Source organism: Roseibium marinum, from assembly GCF_002906165.1.
Lineage (GTDB): Bacteria > Pseudomonadota > Alphaproteobacteria > Rhizobiales > Stappiaceae > Roseibium > Roseibium marinum.
In genome coordinates this window covers 78,024-94,359 of the sequence record NZ_PPCN01000015.1, presented here as the reverse complement: position 1 = coordinate 94,359, position 16,336 = coordinate 78,024, and the positions used below count along the sequence as shown (strand labels likewise).

Annotated in this window: 13 protein-coding genes; 2 read left to right on the top strand and 11 right to left on the bottom strand. The window is 60.0% G+C overall.

From position 1 onward, the window contains the following. Window positions 1-4: 4 nt before the first annotated feature. From CLV41_RS24575 to CLV41_RS24565, 3 genes are all read right to left on the bottom strand, one after another. Complete coding sequence (locus CLV41_RS24575) at window positions 5-784, bottom strand: ABC transporter ATP-binding protein (protein WP_103225131.1); 780 nt, start codon at window positions 782-784, stop codon at window positions 5-7. An 87-nt stretch (window positions 785-871) separates the two neighbouring features. Further along, window positions 872-2,425 carry an ABC transporter substrate-binding protein gene (locus tag CLV41_RS24570; RefSeq protein WP_103225130.1) on the bottom strand — a complete coding sequence of 518 codons (1,554 nt, stop codon included), beginning with the start codon at window positions 2,423-2,425 and terminating at the stop codon, window positions 872-874. Further along, window positions 2,422-4,107: a sulfatase-like hydrolase/transferase gene (locus tag CLV41_RS24565; RefSeq protein ID WP_103225129.1), complete on the bottom strand. Its 1,686-nt coding sequence runs from the start codon at window positions 4,105-4,107 to the stop codon at window positions 2,422-2,424. Before CLV41_RS24565 ends, CLV41_RS24570 begins: the two co-directional genes overlap by 4 nt. Before the next feature lie 85 nt (window positions 4,108-4,192). On the opposite strand from CLV41_RS24565, the gene phnF reads away from it, so the two are divergent. Continuing rightward, window positions 4,193-4,975, top strand: coding sequence for a phosphonate metabolism transcriptional regulator PhnF (gene phnF, locus CLV41_RS24560; RefSeq protein ID WP_103225128.1), 783 nt, complete (start codon window positions 4,193-4,195; stop codon window positions 4,973-4,975). Between the two features lie 371 nt (window positions 4,976-5,346). Here phnF and CLV41_RS24555 read toward each other — a convergent pair whose 3' ends face one another. The 7 genes from CLV41_RS24555 to CLV41_RS24525 form a co-directional block, all read right to left on the bottom strand. After that, window positions 5,347-6,336 carry an ABC transporter substrate-binding protein gene (locus tag CLV41_RS24555; RefSeq protein ID WP_103225127.1) on the bottom strand — a complete coding sequence of 330 codons (990 nt, stop codon included), beginning with the start codon at window positions 6,334-6,336 and terminating at the stop codon, window positions 5,347-5,349. 166 nt (window positions 6,337-6,502) lie between these two features. After that, entirely contained in the window at window positions 6,503-7,624 is a 1,122-nt protein-coding gene (locus tag CLV41_RS24550) for an AbrB family transcriptional regulator (RefSeq protein ID WP_103225126.1), read from the bottom strand. A gap of 1 nt (window position 7,625) precedes the next feature. Next, entirely contained in the window at window positions 7,626-9,101 is a 1,476-nt protein-coding gene (locus tag CLV41_RS24545) for an aldehyde dehydrogenase family protein (RefSeq protein WP_103225125.1), read from the bottom strand. Beyond that, complete coding sequence (locus CLV41_RS24540; protein ID WP_103225124.1) at window positions 9,098-10,639, bottom strand: tripartite tricarboxylate transporter permease; 1,542 nt, start codon at window positions 10,637-10,639, stop codon at window positions 9,098-9,100. Before CLV41_RS24540 ends, CLV41_RS24545 begins: the two co-directional genes overlap by 4 nt. A 15-nt stretch (window positions 10,640-10,654) precedes the next feature. Continuing rightward, window positions 10,655-11,125, bottom strand: coding sequence for a tripartite tricarboxylate transporter TctB family protein (locus CLV41_RS24535; RefSeq protein WP_170107308.1), 471 nt, complete (start codon window positions 11,123-11,125; stop codon window positions 10,655-10,657). A gap of 42 nt (window positions 11,126-11,167) precedes the next feature. Then, window positions 11,168-12,127 (bottom strand): tripartite tricarboxylate transporter substrate binding protein, encoded by a 960-nt coding sequence (locus CLV41_RS24530; protein ID WP_170107307.1) that lies wholly within the window; start codon window positions 12,125-12,127, stop codon window positions 11,168-11,170. An 82-nt stretch (window positions 12,128-12,209) separates the two neighbouring features. Then, entirely contained in the window at window positions 12,210-14,042 is a 1,833-nt protein-coding gene (locus CLV41_RS24525) for a thiamine pyrophosphate-binding protein (RefSeq protein ID WP_103225149.1), read from the bottom strand. A gap of 224 nt (window positions 14,043-14,266) precedes the next feature. Here CLV41_RS24525 and CLV41_RS24520 point away from each other — a divergent pair, with 224 nt between their 5' ends. Further along, a complete protein-coding gene (locus tag CLV41_RS24520) occupies window positions 14,267-15,508 on the top strand; it encodes a LysR family transcriptional regulator (RefSeq protein WP_328590056.1) in 1,242 nt (413 codons plus the stop codon). A gap of 12 nt (window positions 15,509-15,520) precedes the next feature. On the opposite strand, the gene CLV41_RS24515 is transcribed toward CLV41_RS24520, so the two are convergent. Then, a complete protein-coding gene (locus CLV41_RS24515; protein WP_103225148.1) occupies window positions 15,521-16,270 on the bottom strand; it encodes a class II aldolase/adducin family protein in 750 nt (249 codons plus the stop codon). Window positions 16,271-16,336 lie beyond the last annotated feature (66 nt).

The window sequence follows — 16,336 nt, the reverse complement described above, 5'->3', positions numbered from 1 at the left end:
TGTTTTAGCCGAGAGCCAGATTCACCAGAGATCTGGTGTAATCTTCTGCAGGTGCGCTAAACAGAGCCTCATTCGTAAGTGTTTCGACCTGCTGTCCGTGTCTCATGACGAGAACACGATCAGAGATATCCGCGATGACCGCGAGGTCATGGCTGATGAACAATACGGCCATGCCTTCTTCTTCCCTCAGGCGATCTATGAGATCGAGGACTTGCGCTTGCACAGTTGTGTCCAGGGCGGTTGTCGGTTCATCGGCGATCAGGAGCTTTGGTCTGGCGGCCAGAGCAAGGGCAATCATGACCCGCTGGCAGGTGCCGCCTGAAAGATGATGGGGAAACTGGAGCAGACGTTTGTCCGGATCGCCAATCCCCACCTCTTCCAGCAGACCAATAGCTTCCTCGCGGCAACCGCTCCGATCCAGCGACCTGTGTGTTCTGAGCGTTTCCAGAAAATGCGCACCAATCGTGCGTACGGGATTGAGCGAGGCCCGGGGGTCCTGAAAAATCATTCCGATATCCGATCCCCGCAACCGTGCGAGAGACGAGGCATTGTTTAACTGAAATGACTGACCCTTGAGCCTCAATACCCCCGTTGCCTGCAGCGGTTGGTCAAGCAACCCCACAAGCGCCAGTGCGCTGAGCGATTTCCCGCTTCCGGACTCGCCCACGATACCCAGAACTTCGCCGCGCTCGATGTGGAAGCTCAGATCGTGGACAAGTGCCTGACCCTGGTCCAGGCCGTTCGATCGGATCGAGATCCCTTCTGCTTTCACGAGCGCATTCATACAAATCCCGTTTCCCGTTGTGCTACGCGATCCACGCGGGCTGAAGCCTGCGTGGATCTTGGCTCAATCTGCCTTGGAATGAGTGGCCTAGTTGACGGTTCCGGCATTTTCAGCACGCATATCCATATATGGCAGCGGATATGGTTCCCATTTGATCCCATCACGAATGCCATAGAACATTCCAAGCGCATGGACGACGATCGCCGGCGGGTCGATATCGTGGAAAATATCCAGTGCCTCGCGATGAAGAGCCTTGCGCTTTTCAAGATCAAATTCTGTCTCCAGAATTTTCCCGATTTCTTCAAAGCGGTCGTTTGACCACGTATTTGCCTTTGCCTGAATGAAGCCCGTCGGGCCATACAGCGGCCAGAGCGACCCCAACAGGTCCGGGTAGTTCATATTGATGGATCCGTTGAAGGCAGCATCGATCGGTTGCTCAAGGACCTGACCCCAACCGTCCTTCACCTGCAGATCGACATTCACTCCGATGGCACGCCACATGTCCGCAACAGCCTGGGCCGTCAGCAGCTCACCGGTGTAATATCCGGTTTGCGTGCGAAATGGGATTGGAGCACCGTCATACCCTGCTTCCTTGAGCAGCGCCTTGGCAGCGTCCGGGTCGTAGGTGGCACCGGGGTAGTCGGCAAGATACAGTTCGCCATAGGCCTCCCACTGAAACCCGTTCGGCACTTCGATCTTGCCGCCAAAGATCGTGTCGGCGATGAGTTCCCTGTCGATTGCAAGGCTCAGGGCTTTGCGGACTTTGGCATCGGCCAACCAGCCTGTGTTCGTGCCCAGGTTGATGACCCGATGGTTTGCGATCGCGCCGCCGATGACGGACACGCCTTCGGCGGACTCCAGCGTCGCGAACTGGTCGGGTTCAACTTCCGAGATGATGTCGAAATCGCCTGCGATCAAACCTGAAATGCGAGCTGCCGTTTCAGGAACAATCTGAAACCTGATACTCGCGAAAGGGGGTTTGCCGCCCCAGTAATCGTCATGCGCCGTAAGCAGCAAATAGTCGCCGGAAACATATTCAGCGACTTTGTACGGGCCTGTTCCGACAGGGGCCAATGCCCACTTGTCCCAATCTCCGGTCGCTTCAAATGCGGCTTTTGAGATAATTTGCGACGACCAGCCTGCAAGGCGCTGCTCCAGCAGAGGATCGGGTGCGTGGCTCGTGATCCGCACCTTGTAGGGGCTGAGGGCCTCAACATTCGCGATAGTCCCCATATAGGGGCGTGTCAGCGCGAAGCCTGGAGAGTCTTCCGATGACATATGCTCGGGACCATAGCTGAAGACAAAATCTTCGGATGTCATCTCCGTACCGTCATGGAACTTGACGCCTTCGCGAAGTGTCAGTTCGATGGTTCGATCGTCGATCCGCTCCCAGGAACTGGCGAGACCGGGCTCAAGTAACCAATTGTTTTTGAAATTGATTTTGATCGGATAGTCGTAGACGTTGTAAAGGGTTCGCAATGAAACGTTGCGGCTGAAGAGTACCGGATCCAGTTTTGGAGGGTTGTCTTGCACGGCAATCACAATATCGGGCCTGTCCTCGGCGAGGACCGGCGAAACCGCTGTTAGCGACAAGGCAGCCGATAACAACAGGCCCGCCAATTTGAAGGGCTTGAAGTTCATTTCGAGTTTCCTTTGTGTTTCGATATTTCGAAGGGGGTGTGCCAGACATCTCGATACGCCCGGTCGTTGTTTTGAGCCCGCTCGGGTTTTTGAATATTCGGCCAGCCCAGAAGGCCATGCGTCGAGGACGAGACTGCCGTTAGCGTCCGGTCCGCCTGAGATATTCTCCAATCCAGCATGGAAGACATGCAGCAGATCATGTCCTCGCGCGCCGCCGGCTCACGGGCAATATTGTTGAATTCATCTGGATCTTGAACGAGGTCGAAAAGAATGGGGTCGAATGCCGGGAAATGGACGTATTTGTATCTCTCGCCCCGAATGATCGCGGCACCGCATTCGTCAGCGCTTGTTCCCAGCGCTCTGTCTCTGCTGTGCCGCAAATCCCGGAAGTCGACTTCCATAAAGGCGTTGTCGCGCCATGCCGGCAATTCGCCTTCGAGCAGCGGTAACAGTGAGTGACCATCACACTGACGAGGAATGCCGGCTCCGAGAAAATCCAGAACCGTCGGCATGATATCCACGTGTTCGGTGAATAGATCGCAGAGCTGGCCCCTTGTTTTGTCAGCTTTTTTTCTCGGATCGCGAATAATCAGGGGCACGTGGAATGTCGGCTCGAAATAACTTTCTTTGCCAAAAAGATAGTGATCGCCGAGCATTTCACCGTGATCGCTGGTGAAAACGATGAGGGTATCGTCAAGAACGCCCTCACGTTCGAGGCGATCCAGGAGCCTGCCGACATTGTCGTCGATCTCCTTCATCATGCCTCGATACACAGCGCGGGCATTTTGAATAGCGTCATCACTCAGATCCGCGGCCGGGCCGTCGACACCCTGCAGGTAGTCGCCCGCCTGAACATTCTCGATCAAATGTGAAAGAACAGGATGCCGGTCTGCTTCCGCCGCTTTCGTGCTCAGCCTGTTTGGTTTGGATAGATCCTTGGGATCGGTGAATTCATGAAAGGGAGCGCTCACGGAAATCGGCGGGTGAGGCCGCCAGTAGCCAAGGAACAGGCACCAGGGTTCGGTTCCTCTGCCTGTTATGAAATCCAGGGCTGCGTCCGTCATCCAGCGAGTGTCGGAATGTTCCGCGGCGATCGGCGAAGGCTTTATTCCGATTTCCGTGACCGTGTCATTCCATATCTCGAAAGGATTTTCGGGAAGAACATAACCTTTGGATCGCAGAAAGGAGAAATAGGCTTCGAATTCCGGCTCCTCAAAGGATTGTACCGGCGTAAAGCCCGGCATATTGGCCCCATACATTGAAAACCGGGGGTCTGATGGAGCTGTTGAGTGCGGATCGGGGATCCAGGATGTGTATCCGACCAGTCCGGAGAGCATTCCAAACTTCTGGAGCTCCAAAGCCAGATTGGTTTTCCCGTCTCTTAGCGGCACGCCGTTTTGGACCACACGATGGTTCATCATGTATTGACCGGTCAGCAAACAAGCGCGCGCCGGGCCGCAGGGCGAAGCATTGCAATAGTGACGCTTAAAAAGCGCGCCATCCCTGGCGAGTCGGGACAGGTTGGGCAGATCCATATCGCCCCCCCAATCAGCCGGCAGATAATCGCCCCGCCATTGATCGGCGACAATCAGCAATATGTTTTGCTTTTTTCCCACCGAAATCCCCTTTGCGGCTACTTTCAACTTGTCAGGTTGTTGGTACAAGTGATAGCGTAACAACATTGCATCTGTGTGACAATTGAAAATTTCGGACGGCGCGGATCAGATGCTATGAAGCCTTTGACGTTTTGCGAGGCCAGGAGGCGGGATGACTCAGAAACTGCAACCGATCACCGGAATGGCCCTCTGGCGCCACATCACCGACAAACTGGGCGATGCCATCGATCGTAATGAACTCAGACCGGGGGACGCTCTTCCCTCCGAGCATGATCTGATGTCGGAATATGGAGTAAGCCGTAACACGGTGAGACGGGCCCTTGGCCGCTTGAGAGAGCTCGGTAAGATCGAGGTTTCTCAGGGCAAAGGCGCTTTCGTAAGAAGTGAGCCGCTTCAGCACACGATCACGGTGCGGACGCGGTTTGCTGACAATTTGGCTGTAGAGGGTCTGGATTTTGATGTTCAGATCCTGTCGCAGCGGAAGATCAAGGCGAATGAATCTCTGGCACAGGCATTGGATTTAAAGACCGGAGATCCGGTCATTTATCTCAAGGCGCTGACGTCCGTCGAAAACACGCCGGTTTCCTACGGCAAGATTTTTCATCCTGCGGACCGGTTTCCAAACATCGCAAAGGCACGCGCCAACAACTCCAATCTCGCAGAAGTTTATGAAGGTTTTGGGGTGAAAGACTTTATTCGTCGCGTCACCTGGATCAGCGCCCGCAACCCGACCGAGGAAGAAGCGCAACTCCTGAGGCAGGACGCGATCGATCCGGTATTGCTTTCCCGCAAAATCGATGTCGATACGGAAGGCGTCCCGGTTGAATTCAACGAAACAGTATGGTCGGCACGCCGGGCACAGCTTTGCCTGCCTGTCTCGGAATTTGCGCGCGCGGAGGATGAGAATATTCGATCTCATGTACTCCCGGACTAAACACCTGGGGTCCACGAACACTTAGGAGCTGGTCGAGGTTTGAGTGCAAATCTCTTCGAGACGCGCTGGTGGTGGCGCATGGCGCAAAGGCTTTGACACAGCTCTGCGAAGCCGGATTGCTGTCCTTCGGGTCGTTCAGAAAGCGATTGTCTCCGGCGTTGTAAAATCTTGAAAACCTGGACGGCTTCCTGCGATCTCGCGCCTTGGCGACAACCATTTTCTGAACGACCTGAAAGCAAAATTTCGTGGGTTCCTCCCCCAGAGCGTGTCGCGTTTAAGTGGATTCATGGTTTCAGGAAGACGCCTGAGGCAGCGTTTGCTTTGCAAATGCGTTCGGGCGATTTCCTGAATTCAATTTAACGCGACACGCTCTAGATCACCACGCTCTCGAACGTGCTGGGATCGAAGAGTTCTTCCGGGTCGACCTTGCGCGGCGACAGACCCTGGGCGTGATGGTGATGCAGGAAGGTCTCCAGCACATGCCGGTTGGCGTTCAGTCCGTAGGACCAGTAGTCATCTCCCATGAGCTTCCTGGTGTCATGAACCTGTTCCTCGACAAAGGGCAGCATCACCTTGGTTGCCGAGGTATCGCCAAGCCGTTCCGCGCACAGGCTCTTCGCGGCGCTGAACGCCTTCACCATTGTCGCCGCAAGCCAGGGGTGAGCCTCGGCCAGGTCCCGGCGGATGCCGACGATATGCATGATCGGAAAGATCTTCGTGCGCCGGTAGTAGTCCATCGCGGCGGCGCGCGGATCCTCGAATGCCCAGCCGACCCGGTTCGCCTCTCCGAAGCATGAGGGTATGCGCGGCCCGATCATGGCGTCGATGTCACCGTTGCGCAGGAGAGCAGACAGTGTGCTGCCTTCCGGCGCGTCGGTGAGTTTCACATCCGGCGGCAGGTTGAGTTTTATCTTCTCCGGCCGTCCGGGCTCCTCGATCCCGGCGCGTATCCATTCCACGTCCCGCGGCGCCACACCGAATTCATCCTCCATCAGCGCCCGCGCCCAGACATTCGCGGTCAATTGGTACTCGGGCAGCCCGATCCGCTTGCCTTTCAGATCCGCCGGACTGTCGATACCGCGGTCCTTGCGGACATAGATGGAGGTATGCCGGAAAGCGCGGGAGGGAAAGACGGGGATGCCGACATAGGGGCAATCGCCGTTGGCGGTCTTGACCGCGAAGGAACTGAGCGACAGTTCGCAGACATCGAAATCCGCGTGCCGGAAGGCGCGGAAGAAGATTTCCTCCGGGCTCAGACGCAGAAACACCGGATCGACACCGTCGATCTTAACGTCGCCATTGAACAGGGGCCGCATACGGTCGTAGTCCCCGACGGCGATGGACAAATTCAGGTCGTTCATGAAACAGGTCTCTCCTCTCACAGGGGACGGCACGTTCGCCGGTCCGGTTCTCGTATTTCCAACAGCACCCGATTTTCCCTGCTTTCAGGCGAGCGGGGCACGATGCTCTGACGTTTCAAAAGCGACCGGCTCTTCGCGCCGGTCGCGTGTGGCATTTCCGGCCCCTTCATGCGTCGAACCGATTGCGGACGAACCTGTAGGCATGCGGAATGACCAGCACGGTGAAGGTGATCCGGTAAAGGTGGTGAAGCACGACGAAGGGGACACTCAGGCTCAAGGTAAGGGCGATCAGGCTCATTTCGGCCAGGCCGCCCGGCGCCAGAGCCAGCAGAAGGCTCTCGATATCGGCGCCCAGCCAGTCATGCAGCGCGATTGCCGTTCCAAGCGCCAGCGACATGGTTATCACGAACGCCGCCACGGAAAGACCGAACGCCTGGACCAGATCGCGCCAGGCAATGCCGACGAAGCCGACACCCAGCGATGTCCCGACCACAAGCTGCGTGATCGCGATCAACACCGGCGGCGGTGTCGCGCCATGGGTCAGGCCGATGATATTGACGGCTGCTCCGAAGAGGACGGCGCCTGAGATATCGGGTGCGGGCAGCCTGAAGCGGCGGGCGAAGAGCGTCCCCGATATGCCCGCGAGAGCCAGAATCAGGTAGTCGGTCCAGACCGGCTCGGCACCGCTTGCCACTGCCGCGACATCGCTCATGCTGCCAACGAGTTGGCCTTCATAGAGCCAGAAACCGATCGGGATCAGGAAGACGATCAGGGAAATACGCAGGAAATGCTGGATCTGAATGATGCGTTCGTCGCCGCCTGCCCTGACGCCGAGCAGAATTGCTTCCAGGAACCCGCCGGGAAAGGAGGCAAAGAACGCGGTCGGAATGTCATAGCGCCCGATACGCAGAAAAACCGCGAAGACAAGGCTGTGGGCGACGACGAGAAAGACCGTCAGGGCCAGAAGGCTCGGCCACCAGCCGGGCATTGTCAGGAGGATTTCCCGTGTGAAGGCGCTGCCGACCATGAGCCCGAGGATCGGCAGGAACAGCCCTCGTGAGCCGGGAGGCCATGAGGGGGCCTGCCCGAAGAACCGAATGCCCATGAGAGCGGCGGCACACAGGGATATCTGCGCGCCGACAAGCCAGGGCAACGGCAGTCCGATCCACGCGGCCGCCGCACCGCCAAGCGCGGCGATCGCCAGGGTCGCGAGAGGCGTTCTGACGCGCTTGACGACAAGCTGCGGGGACAGGGTGGCCAGGAGTGCCTGAGCGGATCTGTGTGTCACGTCAATCCAGATTGATATGGATGTTCTTTTCCCGTGTGAACGCGAGCAGTTCACCGATGCATTCCTCGCGTCCGATACCCGATTGTTTCACGCCGCCAAACGGTGCGCCGAGGAAATGCGCCCCGGACTTGTTGACCCAGACGAAGCCGGCGTCGGCCTGCCGGGCGAGACGATGGGCGCGTGCCAGATCCCGGGTCCAGATCGAGCATGTCAGCCCGAACTCGACCCCGTTGACCGCCGTCATCATCCGGGCTTCATCGGACCATTTCAATACCGAGAGGACGGGGCCGAAGATTTCCTCCCGCGCAATCGTCATGTCGGGCGTGACATCGGCAAAGACCGTGGGCTCGACGAAGAAGCCGTTTTCCAGTCCAGGCGCATCCGGCACGTTACCGCCGCAGACCAGCCTGGCGCCCTCCTCCCGGCCTTTGCGGATATAGCCCAGCACCCGCTCATGCTGGCTCTTGCTCACCAGCGCTCCCATCGTCGTCGCCATGTCGACGGGATTGCCCGGTTTGAACGCGCCGCAAAGATCGACCACCCGTTCCAGCACCGCGTCGTGAATATCCTCATGCAGGAATGCCCGGCTGGTCGAGCCGCAGGACTGCCCGCACCAGGCGAAGTTCATCCCGGCAACGATGCCCCTTGCCGTCTTTTCGACATCGGCATCGGCGCAGGCGATCAGCGCGTTCTTGCCGCCGAGTTCCAGCATCACATCCTTGATCGTGCCGGAAGCACCCGTCATCACCGCCCGTCCGGTCGGCACACTGCCGATCAGGCCGACTTTCGCCACAAGCGGATGGCTCGCCAGGACCGCCCCGGCGTCCACGCCGCCATGAACGACATTCAGCACTCCGGCCGGAAGGATCCCGTCGATCAGTTCCAGCAGGCGCAGCACCGAAAGCGGCGCCTGTTCGGCCGGTTTCATCACCACGGTGTTGCCGGCCGCGAGCGGCGCGGCCATCTTTGCCGCGCAGAACATGAGAGGATGGTTGAAGGCGACGATCCGCCCAACCACGCCAAGAGGCTCGCGAACGGTGAAATTCACCGCGTCCGGACCCATCGGAATACTGTCGCCCTTCATTTCCGTGACAAGACCGGCGAAGAAATCGAGCTGGCTTACAGCGATGTCCACGTCCTTCAGCATGGCGGCGACCGGATTGCCGCTGTCCGCCGCATCGACCAGCGCAAGCTCCTGCTTGTTCGCCCGCAGGATGTCGGCGATCTGTCTCAGCTGCCGGGCCCGCTCCAGAGGCGGCGTGTCGCGCCAGGCGGGAAAGGCCTTGTGCGCGGCTTCGATCGCCGCGCGCATGTCGTCCGGGTCCGCGTAACTTGCTTCCCCGTAGCTCTCGCCTGTTGCCGGGCTGCCGCAGGGGCGGACCTGCCCTTTGCGGGCGGCATGCCATCCGCCGGCGTAATAGAGTTGCCGGTGCTCGGGAAACCGGATCCGCGGTTCGCTCAGATGATGTGCGCTCATGATCCGTTGTCCGGTGCGGTTGTGTCCGGTGAGCGCACAGGCGCGATCCGGTTCTTGGTGCGGGCGATGCGCCAGAGGGAAAAGACCGTCAGCGCGGTGAAGAACAGGACGATCGGATGCTGGAAGAGTTCAAGCGGCTGGTCCTTGAAGAGGATAACCGACTGGCGCACCGATTGTTCGAAGGTGCTGCCCAGCGCGAAGCCGATGATGAAGGTCGCAAAGGAGAAATCCATCTTGCGCATGAAATAGCCGACGACGGCGAAGACCATCATGACCGCGACGGAGAACATGGCATTGCCGTTGGCATAGGCGCCGGCGATGCAGAAGATCACCAGAATGGGATGGATGATCGCCTTGGGCACGCTGACAAGGAGGGCGAAAAAACGCAATCCGAAATTGCCGATTGCGAAGTTGATCCAGTTCGCCAGGAACATGGCGGCGAAAATGCCGTAGACCAGCCGCCCGTGTTCCTGAAAGATCAACGGTCCGGGATCGACGCCGTGCATGAGGAAGGCGCCGATAAGGATCGCCGCGGACAGGCTGCCGGGAATGCCGAGCGCCAGCAACGGGATCAGGTTGGCGCCGATGACCGCGCTGTTCGCCGCTTCCGTGGCGGCGATGCCCTCCAGTTTTCCGGTGCCGAATTCCTCCGGATTTTTCGAGGCTCTTTTGGCCGCGCCATATCCAAGGAAACCCGCCACGATCGCGCCGATACCCGGGACCGCGCCGACGCCCGTCCCGATGAGGGCGGAGCGGACAATGGTCCTCAGGCAGCTTTTGTATTCGGCAAAGGACACGCGGCGGTCTTCCCTGGGCAGGTCCTTGCTGAAGATCCTGTTGCGGCCGGTGTCCGTTTCCCGTCCGAGCAGCGTCGTCTCGATCTGGATCAGGATTTCCGACAGCGCCAGCAGGCCGATTGTCATCGGGATGATGGGAATGCCCTCGATGAGATTGCTTATGCCCATGGTCAGACGCGGCTGCGCCGTCTCGATATCGAGCCCCACCGTTGACAGGAACGCGCCCAGAACCGCCGCGATCAGCCCGCGCAGCAGCGAGTTGCCGCTCAGCCCCGCGACGATTGTCAGCGAAAAGGCGAAGACGGCCGCCATTTCCGCGGGTCCCATCTTCAGGGCGATGATCGCCAGCGGCGCGGCAACGGTGAACAGAACGATATCTGAAAAAATGTCGCCGGAGACCGACGAGTAGAGCGCCATCTTGAGCGCTTTCAGGCCCTTGCCTTTTTTGACCAGCGGATAGCCGTCGAAGGCGGTCGAAGTCGATTCCGGCGAGCCCGGCGTATTGAGCAGGATCGCGGAAACGGATCCCCCATAGGTGCCGCCCTTGTTGATGCCGATCAGAAAAGCGACGGCCGCGAGCGGTGTCATGGAATAGGTCAGGGGCACGGCGACGGCGATCGCCATCGGTCCGTTGAGGCCGGGAATGGCCCCGACCATGATGCCCATGAAGACGCCGAATGCGATATAGCCGATATTAACGAGCGTGAAGGCATCGGAAATGCCGGCAAGGATTGTTTCCATTATTCCACTCAGAGCCTATGTCGGCAGGAAGACAAGGAACAGGTGCCTGAACACCATGTAGACGAGCACCGGAGCGGCAAGGCACATGAGGGCCAGCCGGACCGGGTGTTTGCGCAGGTTGCCCATCGCCAGTCCACCGCAAAAAACGGTGAAGACACCGGCCCAGATGAAGCCGGCGTATTCCATGAGAAGATAGGCAATCGCCAACACCGCCGCGGCGGCGCCGATGAACAGCCAGTCGGCCGGTTCCATCGGTGACGTCTCCTGCGCGCCGGAGGCAGCGGCTCCTCGGCGAACTTCGAGCAGTCTGCTGCCGGCCAGCGCGGCCGCCAGCAGCACAAAGAACCACATCAGCAAGCGTGGGAAGAAATCAGGCGCAAGCCCGTAGTCGGAATGGCCGCTGATCTGGACCGGAATGATCAGCCAGAGGCTGACCAGTCCGAACACTGTCAGGACAAGGCCGCTTGCGATATCGCTCTTGCGCACAATTTCCTCCCGCAACGCTCCGGGTGTCCCGGCACGCGGCCCTTATTGAGCCAGCATCTTCTCGACGAAAGGCTTTACCTGCTCGCGCTGCATCTTCAGATAGTCAAGCGTCTCTTCCGGTGTCCGGTAATCGGCGGACAGATACATCTTGGACTGAAGTTCGGCAGCCAGTTCCGGTGTGAGCGCGGCCTTGACAGCCGCGGACAGCTTGGCCTTGACGTCTTCCGGCAGACCTTTGGGAGCCGACAGCATGAACGTATCGACAAAGGCGTAGTCGATGCCCAGTTCCTGCAGGGTCGGAATATCCTGGAAGTCCGGATTGCGGACATAGCCCAGCGACAGGATCGGCTTCATTTCACCGGCCTTCACCTGGCCATGCCAGCCCGAAGCGCCCCAGGTCAGATCGGTATGGCCGCCAAGGACGTTCTGGATACCGGCCTTTCCGCCCTTGACCGGAACGATATTGAACTTGACGCCTTCCTTTTCCTCGATGGCGATCGCCATCAGACGCGACACGGAAACCTGGGAGGACAGGGACAGGGCCTTGTCGTTCTCCTTGGCGTCCTTGATCATGTCGGCGTAAGTGTTCCAGGGTGAATCGGCACGCACCACCAGCGCATCCTGCGGATAGGAAACGGTTGCGATGTGATCGAAGCCGTCCAGTTCGAACTGGATGTCAGAATTGAGCAAGGGCGCGAGGACGAATGCCGCGCTGGCGCCCATGCCGATAGTGTAGCCGTCCGGCTTGTCATGCATCAGCGTCGTGGCCATGACCGTGCCGCCACCGCCGGGTTTCTGGACCGCGACGACCGGAACGCCGAGTTCCTTTTCCAGGTTCCTCTGGATCAACCGTGCGGTCGTATCGACAGCCCCGCCCGGATTGAAGCCGATATACATCGTGATTGGTTTGTCAGGATATTCGGCAAGCGCCGGCACCGCCGGAAAGGCCAGGCCGGCGGCGACCGCAGCCAGGGCCAGCTTCTTCATCATCGTTGCAGTCATTTCGTTCTCCTCCGATTTCCGTTTCATTTCCTCCCGGTCTTGTCGCCGGGTTTGTACCAGCCGCCCCGCCTCCCCGGAGGGGTCACTGCTGGCCAAAGTCGTTTGCGTAGCCGTCCTCTATCGCGGCATCGATCAGGACCCTGCCGCCGGCGCGAACCGTTCCGGTTGCCTCCCGGATCGCCGTTTCAAGATCCGCCCGGCTTTTGACCGGTCCTATCGTTTCGAAGCCTTGCGCCGCCGCCATCGCGCGGATATCGACCTGCGGATCGGTGAGCCGCTGGCCGATCCACTTGTTGTCCGCCGGCCGTCCGCGTGCATCGGCGATCCGTTCCTGATGCCGCTCGTCGTTGAAATAGGATGTGTTGTTGGCGACGATGATCAGAAGTGGCACTTGCAGATGGCTGGCTGTCCAAAGCGCGTTTATGCCCATCAGCGTATCGCCGTCGCCCAGAACGGCGGTGACGATCCTGCCGCTGTCCTTGAGCGCCAGGGCCGCGCCGACGGCATGTCCGGGACCGACCCCGACGGCCGCGCCACCATCCTTGCCGAGATAGGAAAGCGGATGGTCGAAATGGCTTGCCGCCGCGGGCCAGCCGAGTGGCAGGCGGACCAGGGTGACGTCTTCGGCGCGGGCATGGGCGCGAATGCTCAGCGCGAAATCGCCGAGCGAAATCTTTCCGGACACTGTGCCGGGTGCTTCGGCAGGCAACTTGTCCGACCAATGCGTGCCGTCGAAATCCCATGTGCTTGAACCCGGTGCCGCGCGGCTCTCAAGCCTGTCCAGCAGGACGGAGACGACGATGTCCGGGTGCGCCAGAATGTTCGTATCGGCCGCCGGCAATGCCTGATGATCCATGCTCCAGCCGTTGGTTACGGTTGAATCCAGCGAGCAATGGATGATCGGGCAGTCCAGCGGGTCCTGGGTCTGGGACTTCCCGGTACAGCTTCTGAGGTAGCCGGCCAGATCCATCCAGTCGAAGGACAGGATGAGATCGGCCTCCGCAATCAACTCCTGCTCGGCAAGGCTTCTGGCCTCGCCGCATGGCGGCAGCAGGTGCTGGCGATGCGGGGTCGGAAAGACAGACGGATTGTGAATGCTGGTCATCACGGCGGCGCCACAGGCCTCGGCCAGCGCTATTCTGCGGTTCCATTCCCGCACGCCCCGTTCCATCCGGCCGAACAGGAAAACCGGCCGCTGCGACCGCTCCAGGGCCGCGGCCACCTTTTCCAGATCGGCCTTGCCCGGAGCCGGAGGTTCAGGGGCTTGAAACCGCTTCACGTCGGGAATGGAAATCTCCCGCCCGAGTTTTTCCTCCTGCATGCTCACGTCAAGGCATACGTAAGCCGGCCCGTAGGGCGGCGTCGTCGTGACCTGATAGGCGCGCAGGAGAGATTCAATGGACGCCTCCACCGAAGCCGGCTGGTCGTCCCATTTGATGAACGGCCGGATCAGAGCACCCTGGTCCCTGGATGTGTGCACCCAGTCGATCCAAGGCCGCCGCTTGTGCGCGTCGACCGGACCGGTCGCCCCGATGATGAGCATCGGCACGCGGTCGCACCAGGCGTTGTAAATGCTCATGGAAGCGTGCATCAGGCCGACATTGGAGTGAAGCGCCACCGCCATCGGCTTGCCGGTCACGCGGGCGTAGCCGTCGGCTATGGCAACCGCATGCTCCTCATGCAGGCACACCACCATCTTCGGATCGATATTGCCGAGATAGTTGACCAGCGAGTCGTGCAGCCCCCGAAAACTCGATCCGGGAACCAGGGCAATATAGGGAATTTCGAAAAGACGCAGGAGTTCGGCAACGGCATCGCTGCCCCATTGCAGGGCAGTGGTCTCGCATGGAACGGGATTTTCCAGCTCGTCGAGCCAGATTGTTCCGCTTTCGCCGTGGCGGCGAATCTCGTCCATGACCATCGTCCTCCCGTGCCGGCCTGTTTGAATTTTTCAGCCGGCTTATTGGGGTCCATAGTGGGAAGAAAACCGGACGCAGGGAAATGCCATCTGCTATCGATTGATGCATTTTGGTTATAGGCTTCGAGGTCAAGTTCCGGCAAATCGGCAAAAACTCTTGAGAAATTGGGAAAAAGCGCGTTCCTTGACTCCGTATAGAATAAAATTCCGATTGGAGATCCATCCTGCCCAAGCTCCGCAAACTTCATGTCGCATTATCGGTTGCGGAGTCCGGCAGCTTTTCGGGCGCCGCACGCCACATCAACATGACGCAACCCGCCGTCACCCGTGCGGTACAGAGCCTTGAGGACGAACTCGGCATTCTGCTGTTCCATCGCAGTTCGCGAACGCTTGCCTTGACGGATGCCGGCAAGCTCCTGGTCGATCGGGTCCGCAGGACGCAGCATCACCTGAAGCGAAGCGAGACGGAGCTTCGCGCCCTGAACCGGAACGCTCCCGCCGAAGAGCACTCCTTCGTGCAACATGCATCCGATCACGAGTTTGCAGCTCTTCTGGGCATCGCGGACTTCGGCTCGATCAACAGCGCCGCACGTGCCGCCGGACTGACGCAACCGGCCATGAGCAAATCGCTGCGGACGCTGGAAAATCGCGTCGGAACAGCCCTTTTCTACCGCATGAAAACCACCATGAAACTCACGCGGTCCGGCGAAGTTCTCCTGCGCCGGGTGAAACTCGCGCAGGCGGAAATCCGCCAGGCCGTCGAGGAGATAGGTTATCTCAGGGGCGAAACGGGCGGCAGGATCCGGATCGGCGCCCTGCCTCTGACCCTTGGCGGGCTTGTCCCGGTTGCGGTCGAAAAGCTGCTGTGCAGCTTTCCCGACGCCCAGGTCGCCATAGTCGACGGGACGTATGAGGCCCTCCTGAGAGATCTCGCCGAGGGCAACATCGATATATTGGCCGGAACCATCCGCCAGCCGATCCCGATAGGCGGGCTGGAGTCCGAGGAACTGTTCAGGGACGATATCGCCATCATAGCGGCGCGGAACCATCCGCTCGCGGCGCGCGATCATGTCGGCCTGGCCGACTGCCTGGATCACGGCTGGGTCCTGCCCTTCGGGGGCGTGCCGATCCGGGCTCTGTTCGAGAGCGCACTGTCCGCCGCGGGCCTGCCTTCGCCGCGCAATGTCATCGAGACGGATTCAGTCGTGACCGTGCGCTCGCTCCTGTTGCGCGGCGACCGGCTGGCGCTCCTGTCGCGGTTTCAGGTCGATCTGGAAGTGGACTGGCGCGTCCTGAAGATCCTGTCGGTTGAGATCAGCTCCGGCAACCGGCCCGTCGGCATCACCATCCGCTCCGATTTTTCCCCGACACCGATGGCTTCCGCCCTTCTGGGTTCCCTGCGCGCCGTTGCCGCGGAGCTCAGCGGCACAAGGCCCGTTTCCCCGAACAAGGCGCAGATTTAGACGTCCGCCCGTTCACGAACAGCGGCGCGCCCAGTACTCCCAGGCGCGGGCGACGGGAGCACCGCCGTCATGCTTGGCCGCCGCTTGCCGGATTTCACCCTCTGTCAGATAGGACGGCGTTCCAAGGCGAAGGGCGTTCGTCAGCACCTCGGCATTGTCCCGCATGCAGATCGCGATGAACACCGTCTGCCGGATGTCGGGTCCGGCGCAGACCGCGCCGTGGCGGGCCAGCAGGCAGCTCGGCTCAGTGCCAAGCGTTTGCGCAAGCGAGCGGGCCATGTCGAGATCGGATACCAGCAGGCTCGTGTCATCGAAGCTGTCCTGGCTGTCCCACACCGGCACCCGAGCTCCCATGACGGCGCCGAGATGAAACACAGGCCGCAGCGCCACATCGGCGACGGCAAAGGGCAGCACGGACGGCGCATGATGATGCACGACCGAATTGACATCGGGGCGCGCGGCCAGAATGGCGGCGTGCAGGACGCGCTCCAGATAAGGCTTCCCCTCGCCCTCCAGCACGTTGCCCTCCAGATCGAAGCGCATGATGTCCCCGGCCTCAACCAGTTCCGGACTGCGGGACCGCGACAGAAAGAACGCGCCTGGATCGTGCGGATCGCGCACGCTGATATGCCCGAAAGCATCCAGCACACCTTCCCCCGCCAGGATCCTGTTGGCCGTCACGAGGTCATCGATGACTGAGTGCGTGACGGTGTCGTTTGCCGAAAATATCCCCTCCGGCTGCCGCCGGTCCAAAGTGGTCATGTGAATGAGTTTCCCGAAACAGAGATCGAACGCAGGCGCAGACATTGCCAGAATTTTGTCGGCCCG